Below are 10048 nucleotides of genomic sequence, written 5' to 3'. Positions count from 1 at the left end.
TGCGCGAGCTGCGGCACTACCAGCCCACACGCTACCGCGTCGTCTCTGAAGCGGGCGAGCAGAAGGTGGAGGCAGTTTTGCTGGTGGTGTCCAACACGTCGCGCTACGGCTGGTTCACACGAATCGCGCCCTCTGCTCGCTGCGATGATGGTGAACTGGATATCGTGTGGTTTCCTGCGGACGCGGGCTGGCGGCGTAAAATTTGGCGTGTGTTATGGGATGTCTGCTTGGGGAAAGCGGAACGCTGTCCATACCTGCGTTTTGCCCGTGCCAAATCGGTTCACGTGGAAGCCTCTTCTGTGCAGGACGTGCAGTGCGACGGAGAACCTGCGGGGCAAACACCGATGGACGTTCGCATTTTGCACCGTGCTCTCCAGGTTATCGCCGCATCGCCTCCAGCTCCTTTGCGTAACGCTGTTTGATGAAATGCCGGCGCACCTTCAGCGTGGGGGTGAGTTCTCCAGTCTCAATGCTGAAGGGATGATCCAGCAGAGTGAAGCGACGCACCTTCTCGAACTCCGCCAGGTGGGTGGTCAGGCGGTCGATCTCCTGTTTCATCAACTGTTTTACTTCCGGCAAGGCGACCAGTTCGGCATCGCTTTGCACCAGCAACCCCTGCATCTTCGCCCACTCGCGCGTCTGCTCGAAATTCGGTACGATCAGCGCGGTAATCACATCCTGCTCATCACCGAAAAGCACCGCCTCGGAGATGTATGGGCTGCTTTTCAGTTGCTCTTCGATAGGCACAGGAGCGACGTTCTTGCCGTTCGCCAGTACGATGATGTCCTTCTTGCGTCCGGTGATGCGCAGGAAGCCATCGGCGTCGAGCGAGCCGAGGTCGCCGGTATGGAACCATCCGTCTTCGTCGATGACCGCAGCGGTCTCCGCAGGCTTGTTGTAATATCCTTGCATCACGTTGGGTCCGCGAACAAGGATTTCCCCATCCTCCGCAATGCGAACCTCCACGCCGGGAATAGCTCTGCCCACAGTGCCAAAGCGGTAATCTTCAGGTCGGTTGACGGAAACCACTGGGGAGGTCTCGGTCAAGCCGTATCCTTCCAGAACCAGGATGCCGAAGGCGTGGAAAAACTCGGCGGTATGTCTGCCAAGCGCCGCACCGCCCGATACGAAGAAGCGCAATCGTCCCCCGGTCAGGTCGCGAACTTTGTGCAGCACCAACTTATCCGCCAAGCGATGCTTGAAGCGCAGCCAGGGTGTCCAGCGTCGTTCACCCCGCACTGCCTGAGCGGCTTTGGAGGCGTTACGGAAAGCCCAGTGGAAGATGCGCCGTCGGAGGGGAGGCTGCTTGGTCACGTTCTCCATGATGCGGTCGCGGATGCTCTCGAAAAGGCGAGGTACCGCCAGCATCACCGTGGGACGGGCAATCTGCATGTCACGGGCGATGGTGAACAGCGTCTCACAGTAGTATACGGTCGCGCCGCAGGCGACCGCTGTGAAGTGTCCAGCCATGCGCTCGAAAACGTGACTGAGGGGCAGAAAGGAAAGGAACACATCATCGGGTCCGGCGTGGATGATTTGAAGACAGGCATCCACGTTCGACTGGAGGTTGTGGTGGGTGAGCATGGCGCCTTTAGGTTCGCCGGTGGTGCCGCTGGTATAGATGAAGGTGGCGACGTGGTCGGGCGGTATCTGCGCGATGCGTTCGTGGAACCTTCGTTCGGCATCGGTATCCTCTGCACCGCGACGCTCGATATTCGCGAAGCTGATGGCGTTGCTTGCAAGCTCGGCAGGCGGGTCCATACACACGATGGTCTCCAGCTGGGGTACCGCCTGGCTTACCTCGACTGCCTTGCGATATTGCTTCTCATCCGAGACGATAATGACCCTTGCGCCGCTATCTCGCGCCAGATACTCTATCTGGTTGGCTGGCAGGGAAGGGTACACTGGCACCACAATCGCTCCCAGCGAGAGCAGGGCGTAGTCGGCAATCGCCCATTCGGGTCGGTTTTCGGAAAGCAACAGCACGCGGTCACCCGCGGAAACGCCAGTGGCTTCCAGCCCCGAGCTGAGATGAATGACCCGTTGCAGATACTCGCCGTAGCTGAGCGGGTAGGTCTGCCCTTTGAGGATGCGTACCAGTGCGGTGTGGTCAGGTTGTCGTCGCGCGACCTGCGCGAAAACGGTGCAGAGATTTCGAAACATAGGTATATTACCCCCTTGTCGTTATGACAGCCCCTCGGCTGTCCGCTCAGGCAGGCTCTCCCTGCCCGGGTGGGGCAGTTGCCCCACCACGGGGAAGATAGCGCGTTATTCTCCAATCGCCTTCAATATTACCCGTTTGCGCCTCTGTCCGTCAAATTCGGCATAGTATATCTGCTGCCATGGACCGAGGTCTAATCTCCCGCCCGTGATGGGAACAATCACCTCGTGGTGGATGAGCAGGCTCTTGAGGTGCGCGTCGCCGTTGTCCTCGCCTGTGCGGTGGTGGCGGTAGTCCGGGCGGTAGGGGGCGAGTTTCTCCAGCCACTCGTCGATATCGGCAATCAGCCCGCTCTCGGCGTCGTTGACGTAGACGCCCGCGGTGATGTGCATCGCGCTCACCAGCACAAAGCCCTCCTGGATGCCGCTTTCGCGCACGAACTGCTCCACCTCGTCGGTGATGTTGATATATTCCCGCCGTTTGGCGGTGTGGAACCAGAGGTATTTGGTCGCCGATTTCATCCCTTCCTCCCACACGGTGTTTCCCTCACATCATAACATAACAGCAGGGCGTCTGCCAAGCGGGGCTGCAGTACGGGTGGAACGCGGTGGCAACGAGAAGCCCCTGTCGTCGGGGCGACAGGGGCAAGGATTTGCCTTCTGCTGGTCTTACGCCTTGCGACGGCGCAGCAGCGCTGCCATCGGCAGTAAGCCCGACGCGAACAGCGTCACCGTGGAGGCGTCGGGGATGGCTTGGGCATAAAGGTGCACCGTGCCTTGGTAGAAATCCATCCCGGGTGTCGAGTCGCTGTTCTTGTCGTAGACCAGAGTGCCAGTAACCCGGAACTTGCCGTTAAAGGGATACGCATTCGGCAGGAACGGCGTATCTGGAAACGCGGGGTTGTACCAGTGGATGAAACCGTCGCTGTGCAGCACCACGTCGATATCGGCCTGGAAAGAACCACCACCCAACGGCGTCAAGGTGTAATTTAACACTGTCGCGGAGTTGCCACGCAGGGTGCTGTTAAGGACAATCGCAGCAGGGTTCTTGGGCCCATGGGTCCAGTCGCTGTACACGTTCATCGCCCAGAGAACCTGCGGACCCTGTACAGGGCTAGAGCCATTCCAGTCGTAGGCATAGAGTACAGGCGGCGTGGGATTGGCATTGGTGGGCGCCACGAAGATAGCGTCAAACCCATACTGTCCCAGATCGCCAAAGATAGTCTTGAACGGCTCCGACATGCTGATAGAAGCACCATTCACATTGGTGATGGAGTTCGCCCACTGGACACGCAGGTAAGAAACGTTCGCCGGCACCTCGTTTGTGTCGTTGAAGTACACGGCGACACCGCCGGTCGCAGTGCCTACTGGCACCCACACCTGAGCGTTAGCGACAGCAGATAGCGTTAGCATCGCTGCTGCTCCCGCCAACAGGTGGTTCATCAGTCTGCGCATGTTTGTTCCCTCCTTTTAAGCCTTTGGGGTGATTTGAGGATTTCTCCTCCCAAAATATGTAAGGCAAAATCCGTGCCAAAACGGGCGTTTTTGCATCCTGACAACGGGTTTTTTGCAAAAATCCGACAAACGCAGCCCCCCACTGGTCTATGTAGCAAAAAGACCAAAACCTTTGTGATTTCCCGTATTGCCGAACCCACTTCCAAAGACAGTATGAGAAGCCGGCCCAACCGGCGAATACAGAATTATGGAGGTGGAACGAAGGTGTACCAGGTTCAGAACGGCATCGATGTGCTGTTGCAACAGGGGTGCAAACCCTTGAGCGGCTGGCGGGTGGGGGTGATTACCAACCACACGGGGCTGACGCGCGAAGGCAAACCAACCTGGCGCGCGTTGCTGGACGCTGGGGTTCAGCTGACTGCGCTGTTCAGCCCGGAACATGGCTTCGCCGGAGCCGTGGACGAGCCGGTGAAAGATGCACGCCACCCCGAAACGGGCTTACCCATCTACAGCCTGTACGGCGAGCATAAAGCGCCGACAGCAGAGATGTTGCGCGCGGTCGATGTGCTGGTGTTCGATATTCAGGATATCGGCTGCCGGTTTTACACATACATCTCCACGCTGGGGCTGGCGATGGAGGCGGCGGCGCAACACGGCGTGCGTGTGGTGGTGCTGGACAGGGTCAACCCCATCAACGGCGTGGCAGTAGAAGGTAGTCTGACCGACCCCGACCGGCGTTCGTTTGTGGCGTATCACTCCATTCCGCTGCGGCACGGCATGACAGTGGGCGAGCTGGCAAGGCTGTTTCAGGCGGAACGTGCCCCAAAGTGCGACCTTCAGGTGATACCTTGCTCGGGCTGGAAGCGCGAGATGTGGTACGACCAGACAGGCTTGCGGTGGGTGAATCCGTCACCCAACATGCGCAGCCTCACGGCAGCCACGCTTTATCCGGGCGTGGGGCTGCTGGAGTTCACTAACGTCTCGGTGGGCAGGGGCACGGATGCGCCATTCGAGTTGTTTGGGGCGCCGTGGCTGAATGCCGACGCGCTGGCGCAGCACCTGTTGAAACGCAATCTGCCCGGCTTCGCGTGTATGCCTATACAGTTCACGCCGAATGCCAGCAAGTTTGCGGTGGAGGTGTGCAATGGGCTGCGGTTCACAGTGGTGGACAGGGGGCGTTTCCAGCCAGTGCTTTTAGGAGTGGAAATCGCCTGCGCCTTGCGTCGCCTGCACCCGCGCGAATGGGAGTGTGAGCCCCTGATGACCCTGTTGACCGACGGCAAAGCGTACGAGATGATTGTACAGGGGGCAGGGGCAGACGAGGCATGGGCTTATATGCAGCGCCTGGCGGCTGCGTTCCGCAGAAAGCGGGGCAGGTACCTGCTGTACGGGTAGGGGAAACAAGACCGGTGGTAGAACAGTCTTCTTTCTCTGGAGGTGTCGCGATATGACAACGCGTGTCATGATTCTCTGCAGTGTGTTGCTCGTTCTTGCCATGCTGGCGTACTCGCTGTGGCTTTATCCGAACTTGCCTGACCAAATTCCGACGCACTGGAATTGGAAGGGGGAAGCCGATGGCTGGAGCAGCAAACAGGTGGGGAGCTTTCTGCTGCCTGGTCTGACGGTGGGGCTGTTGCTTCTGTTCCTCGCGCTGCCCTGGCTGTCGCCGCGCGGGTTCCATGTGGAAGCGTTTCGCCCCACCTACAACCTTATCGTACTCCTGGTGCTGGCGCTGATGGCGTACATCCACTTTGTCGCTCTGCAAGCCGCGCTCCATCCCCGGCTGGATGTCTCACGTGCGCTCATCGGCGGCGTTTTCCTGCTGTTCGGCGGCATCGGCATCCTGCTGAACCGGGTGAAACGCAACTTCTGGATGGGTATCCGCACCCCCTGGACGCTTGCCAGCGAGGCGGTGTGGGAAAGGACGCATCACCTGTCCGCACGCCTGTTTCTGCTCACAGGGATACTGGGCACGCTGGCGGTGTGGATGGGCGCGCCGCCTGGTGTGTGCTTCGTGCTTCTGCTGATTGTGGCGTTCGTGCCAGTGGTGTATTCACTGGTGCTGTACAAGTTGCTGGAGAACCGGGGGCAGGTGTAGCCGCAGGCTCTTCTCTTACGTGCAGGAAGGTGGTGCGACAAGGCGAATCAAGAAGGTGAAAACCTTGCTGAAGGAGGGATTCGGTATGGCGCGACCGGTTACGCTGTTTACCGGGCAGTGGGCAGACCTTCCGCTGGAGGAGATGGCAAAGAAGGCGAAAGAGTTCGGCTATGACGGTGTGGAGCTTGCCTGCTGGGGTGACCATTTTGAGGTGGACAAGGCGCTCTCCCAGGACGGCTACGTGGAGTCACGCTGGGAGATACTGAGCAAGTACGGTCTGAAGTGCTTCGCGATCAGCAACCATCTGGTCGGTCAGGCGGTGTGTGACCACATTGACGAACGACACAAGGCGATTTTGCCGCCCTACGTGTGGGGCGACGGCAAGCCAGAGGGGGTGAAAGAGCGCGCGGCAGAGGAGATGAAGAACACCGCGCGTGCCGCTCGTAAGCTGTTCAACGCCGCCCCGCCCGAGGTGAAGGCGCAGCTGACGCGCGTGGTGGTGAACGGCTTTACGGGCAGCTCCATCTGGCCCTTCCTGTACTCCTTCCCGCCCAACCCTCCCGACCTGGTAGATAAGGGCTTTGCCGATTTTGCCGCGAGGTGGAAGCCCATTCTGGATGTGTTCGAGCAGGAGGACGTGTATTTCGGGCTGGAGGTGCATCCGACCGAAATCGCTTTCGACATCGTCACCGCGCAGAGAGCGATTGCAGCGGTTGGCGGACACAGGCGATTCGGTTTCAACTACGACCCCAGCCATCTGGGCTATCAGGGCGTGGACTACGTGGCGTTCATCCGCACTTTCCGCGAGCGCATCTTCCACGTGCATATGAAGGATGTCTACTGGTCGTCCACGCCGCGCCTGTCTGGGGTGTTCGGAGGACACCTGAACTTCGGGCATCCCGAGCGCTACTGGGACTTCCGCTCGCTGGGGCGCGGATGCATCGACTTCGAAGCCATCATCCGCGCGCTGAACGAGATTAACTATCAGGGACCGCTGTCGGTGGAATGGGAAGACAGCGGCATGGACCGCGAGCATGGCGCGAGAGAGGCGTGTGCCTTCGTGAAGCGCATGGACTTCGAGCCATCCCGCATCGCCTTTGACGCCGCATTTGCCGAGAAGTAGTGGTACCTCCGTCCCTCCCCCGTTGGGGAGGGACGGGAGTTTTTCCCCTGCCCATAAAGGCTCGGAAAAGGAGAACAAGGAGAATGATGATGTTGCTTAACGCGCTGGCGGTCGCAGGGGGCGCTAGCTTGCTCTTGACGGCAGCGCACGCTCAGGAGGTGAAAACGATGAAAGCCAACGTGCTGGTGCAACGGGTGTTCGGTCCGGAGCATCCCGGAGGTCGTTACAAGCATGCGCCGTCCATCGCACAGCTGGCGAATGGAGACCTCTATCTGGTCTTTTACGCCGGTTCCGATGAGTATGCGGACGATACCGCCATCTATGGAGCGCGCCTGCCCAAGGGCAGTCCACAATGGACGACGCCTGTGCCCATTGCCGATGCGCCCAACCGCCCCGAAGGCAACCCCGTCATCTGGCAGGCGCCCGACGGCAAAGTGTGGCTGTTCTACGTGGTGCGCTATGGACCGACGTGGAGCACCTCCATCATTCAGGCGAAGATTTCCACCGACGGCGCGAAAACGTGGTCAGACCCGATGATTGTCAGTTTCACACAGGGTATGATGGTACGCAATCATCCGCTCGCTCTGCCCAACGGCGATATTCTGTTACCCGCCTACTACGAGGTAGGTACTGACCCTGAATCGGTCTCGCCCGAGACCTGTTCGTTGTTTTTCATCTACGACGCGAAAAACCACACATGGACGGAGACGAACCGCATCCGCTCGCGGCTGGGCAACCTGCAACCGGCGGTGGTCGCCATTACGGACAAGCACCTGATTTGCTACTGCCGGGCGGGAGGCAGCTATGAGGATATGCCTGACAGGCGCGTTGTGTGGGCGGAGTCGCATGACGGCGGGCGCACCTGGAGCGAGGGCAGGGACACCGGTTTTAAAAACCCGAACTCGGCGGTGGAACTTATTCGGTTGCGCAACGGGCACCTGCTGTTGATTTTCAACGACTCTACCAGCCTGCGCACCCCGCTCACCGCTGCGATTTCCACCGATGGCGGCAAGACTTTCCCCTACCGCAAGCACCTGTTCGAAGGGGATGACGCCTTCGCCTATCCGAGCGCGGTGCAGACTGACGACGGGAAAATCCATCTGGTTTTCAGTGCACAGGAGCGCACGGTGATTTACCACAGTACCTTCGAGGAACGGGACATCAGCCCCGAACTGGCTCAGTAGGGAGGAACAGCCGCCCGCCACGCGGGCGGCTGGCTCTTTACTAAGGGGATTACGGATACACAGGGCGCCACGGGGACAAAGCCCTGCTGCTGGAGCTGTAGTAGACGGGCGAACCCTGTCCGTTGAACTGCGACGAGTCGAAAGGCACACGCGCGTCACGAATCCACTTCACATGCCCATCCACAAAGGCAATGTTCATTCCGTCGCTGTGCTCCATGAATATCTCGTTGTCCTCGAAATCCACGTCATTGGAGTCGACGTCGGTGTCGAAAGTACTCTCCATGAATAGATATTCCGAAGCAGGCTGTTGCCAGGCGGCTAAAGCCGTAAAACCGATGCCCGTTTCGCCGATGATGGAGTCGTTAATCGCGTAGCTGCAGTGCCACTTCCATCTGCCATCTGGCGCGCGGGTCAGGCGGAACTCTCGCGCAAGGTCCCATCCCCAGAACTGCAGTGCTTGCTGTACCACGCTGTCACTAACCAGCTGCAGGTTGGGATTGCTCGGACAGACGTAGATGTTGGCCCGTGCGGATGCCCAGTCGGCTGGCGGAGTCTTGATGTACGGCACGATGACGAACAGCCACAGGTCATCCATCAGCTGGGGACGGGTCGTGTCGGGGTCCTGCGACGGAAAATGCTCGTCGTAATCCTGCACGTACATCAGCATGCCGAGGGTAAACTGCTTCATGTTGGAGATACAAACTGCCTGACGCCCTTTCTCTCGCGCCTGGGCAAAGACGGGGAAGAGAATAGCTGCTAATATCGCGATGATCGCGATAACGACGAGCAGCTCGATGAGGGTGAATGCGCGATTGGCTTTCCGCATGATATGCCTCCTTCCACGCTTGAGTTTTGGTTACAGTCTACACCACGGATGTTAAGTACATGTTAAAACCCTCGCAATCACCTAATTTTGCGGTAGTGGCTGCCAGCGGTAGAGATGAAAGTTACGTTCCCGACTGTTCATCATGATGAACAATCCGCTGGGGAACTGTTTGCCGAGCGGATGTGAGGTGGCTTCAATGCCGTCCGTCTCGTCGGAGTCCGTGTGGACGACGGCGATAGCCTGCTGATGGTCATGGTCATCGGCAGGGGTTCCTTCGCGGCGGAATACATACACCACGCTTCTCTGAGGTCTCTGGTCAACGCACAACAGGTAGCCCTTGTCGCCTTTCGTAGGATAGACAGCGATGCCTTCGCGGTCGCCTTCGAAGCCTTCCTTGCCAAAGACCGCAAGCAGTTTGGAGGCTTCGGGATGTTCGGGGTCGGCGTGGTATTTGAGGATGCCGTAGTTCTCGTCCGCGTAATAGACATAGCCCAGCTGGTCGTCGACGGCGACCGCCTCGATTTCACCCTTTCCGCTAAACTGTCCAAATTCACGCACTTTTTGCAGGCGCACGCGCCCTTCTGCCGTAGGCACCAGCCGATATTGCCACAGGTAGGTGCCGGAGGGACCAGCCTTCCTGGAGACGACAGCATAAATGGCGCCATCTTTTGGACGCCGGTACAATGCGATTCCCATTGGCGCTGCAGAGTCACCTTCCTGCCCTGCGAAAACGGTAGCACCTTTGGGGTCGGTGATGTCGCGCAGACGCAGGCTCGCGGAGTCGATGGCAAAGATGCGAAGCCGTCGCGCGTTTCGTTCGGTCGCCACTACAATGTCGGTGGTGCGCCCCGCCAGGGGGAGGCCATATTCCACATCCACGTTATTGGGACGAAGGATGCCTCCTATCTTTTGCACGATTTTGCCTTTCAGGTCAAATACGTAAAGCGCGTTGCCTGTCTTATCGGTGCCGATGATGAGGCTTTTCTCGGGGTTTGTCGGATTTATCCAGATGGCGGGGTCATCGGCATCTCCCTGCACCGCAGCGGTTTGGGAAGCGGGTTGCCAGTGGAGGACACTGGCCGGTGCGAGCAGTAACGCACCTGCGGTTGCCAGAACGAGACGGTTGAACACTCTCTTCTCTCCTGCGACAAAAGTTGTTTGTCTTTCAGAACGCGGCTATACCCCCGTTCGTGACAGGGGTC

10 protein-coding genes are annotated in these 10048 nt (G+C 59.0%); 5 read left to right on the top strand and 5 right to left on the bottom strand.

What is annotated here, in order from left to right:
• On the top strand, positions 1-422 hold a 422-nt coding region (locus K6U75_11880; protein ID MCL6475737.1), incomplete at its 5' end, for a hypothetical protein.
• Here K6U75_11880 and K6U75_11875 read toward each other — a convergent pair.
• The 3 genes from K6U75_11875 to K6U75_11865 form a co-directional block, all read right to left on the bottom strand.
• Positions 379-2163, bottom strand: coding sequence for a long-chain fatty acid--CoA ligase (locus K6U75_11875; protein MCL6475736.1), 1785 nt, complete (start codon positions 2161-2163; stop codon positions 379-381). The genes K6U75_11880 and K6U75_11875 overlap by 44 nt on opposite strands.
• A 105-nt stretch (positions 2164-2268) precedes the next feature.
• A complete protein-coding gene (locus tag K6U75_11870) occupies positions 2269-2682 on the bottom strand; it encodes a secondary thiamine-phosphate synthase enzyme YjbQ (protein MCL6475735.1) in 414 nt (137 codons plus the stop codon).
• 147 nt (positions 2683-2829) lie between these two features.
• Complete coding sequence (locus tag K6U75_11865; GenBank protein ID MCL6475734.1) at positions 2830-3615, bottom strand: hypothetical protein; 786 nt, start codon at positions 3613-3615, stop codon at positions 2830-2832.
• A gap of 213 nt (positions 3616-3828) precedes the next feature.
• Here K6U75_11865 and K6U75_11860 point away from each other — a divergent pair, with 213 nt between their 5' ends.
• The 4 genes from K6U75_11860 (at position 3829) to K6U75_11845 (ending at position 8020) form a co-directional block, all read left to right on the top strand.
• Complete coding sequence (locus K6U75_11860; protein MCL6475733.1) at positions 3829-5010, top strand: DUF1343 domain-containing protein; 1182 nt, start codon at positions 3829-3831, stop codon at positions 5008-5010.
• A 52-nt stretch (positions 5011-5062) separates the two neighbouring features.
• Positions 5063-5713 carry a DUF1648 domain-containing protein gene (locus K6U75_11855; protein MCL6475732.1) on the top strand — a complete coding sequence of 217 codons (651 nt, stop codon included), beginning with the start codon at positions 5063-5065 and terminating at the stop codon, positions 5711-5713.
• Positions 5714-5798: 85 nt separating this feature from the next.
• Complete coding sequence (locus tag K6U75_11850) at positions 5799-6836, top strand: sugar phosphate isomerase/epimerase (protein MCL6475731.1); 1038 nt, start codon at positions 5799-5801, stop codon at positions 6834-6836.
• Positions 6837-6919: 83 nt separating this feature from the next.
• Positions 6920-8020: an exo-alpha-sialidase gene (locus K6U75_11845; protein ID MCL6475730.1), complete on the top strand. Its 1101-nt coding sequence runs from the start codon at positions 6920-6922 to the stop codon at positions 8018-8020.
• Positions 8021-8069: 49 nt separating this feature from the next.
• Here K6U75_11845 and K6U75_11840 read toward each other — a convergent pair whose 3' ends face one another.
• Both K6U75_11840 and K6U75_11835 read right to left on the bottom strand, forming a co-directional pair.
• On the bottom strand, positions 8070-8846 hold the full coding sequence (locus tag K6U75_11840; GenBank protein MCL6475729.1) for a DUF1559 domain-containing protein: 777 nt from the start codon (positions 8844-8846) through the stop codon (positions 8070-8072).
• Between the two features lie 81 nt (positions 8847-8927).
• Entirely contained in the window at positions 8928-9977 is a 1050-nt protein-coding gene (locus K6U75_11835) for a phytase (protein MCL6475728.1), read from the bottom strand.
• Between the last annotated feature and the right edge of the window lie 71 nt (positions 9978-10048).

The sequence above is a fragment of the Bacillota bacterium genome (assembly GCA_023511455.1).
Lineage (GTDB): Bacteria > Armatimonadota > HRBIN16 > HRBIN16 > HRBIN16 > HRBIN16.
The sequence above is the reverse complement of the archived record's forward strand: the minus strand, read 5'-3'. Positions and strand labels throughout refer to the sequence as shown.

Bases quoted from the DNA above. Each gene is read 5' to 3' on its own strand.
- K6U75_11875 (MCL6475736.1), bottom strand. From the start codon at position 2,163: ATGTTTCGAAATCTCTGCACCGTTTTCGCGCAGGTCGCGCGACGACAA.
- K6U75_11870 (MCL6475735.1), bottom strand. From the start codon at position 2,682: ATGAAATCGGCGACCAAATACCTCTGGTTCCACACCGCCAAACGGCGG.
- K6U75_11865 (MCL6475734.1), bottom strand. From the start codon at position 3,615: ATGCGCAGACTGATGAACCACCTGTTGGCGGGAGCAGCAGCGATGCTA.
- K6U75_11860 (MCL6475733.1), top strand. From the start codon at position 3,829: ATGAGAAGCCGGCCCAACCGGCGAATACAGAATTATGGAGGTGGAACG.
- K6U75_11855 (MCL6475732.1), top strand. From the start codon at position 5,063: ATGACAACGCGTGTCATGATTCTCTGCAGTGTGTTGCTCGTTCTTGCC.
- K6U75_11850 (MCL6475731.1), top strand. From the start codon at position 5,799: ATGGCGCGACCGGTTACGCTGTTTACCGGGCAGTGGGCAGACCTTCCG.
- K6U75_11845 (MCL6475730.1), top strand. From the start codon at position 6,920: ATGATGATGTTGCTTAACGCGCTGGCGGTCGCAGGGGGCGCTAGCTTG.
- K6U75_11840 (MCL6475729.1), bottom strand. From the start codon at position 8,846: ATGCGGAAAGCCAATCGCGCATTCACCCTCATCGAGCTGCTCGTCGTT.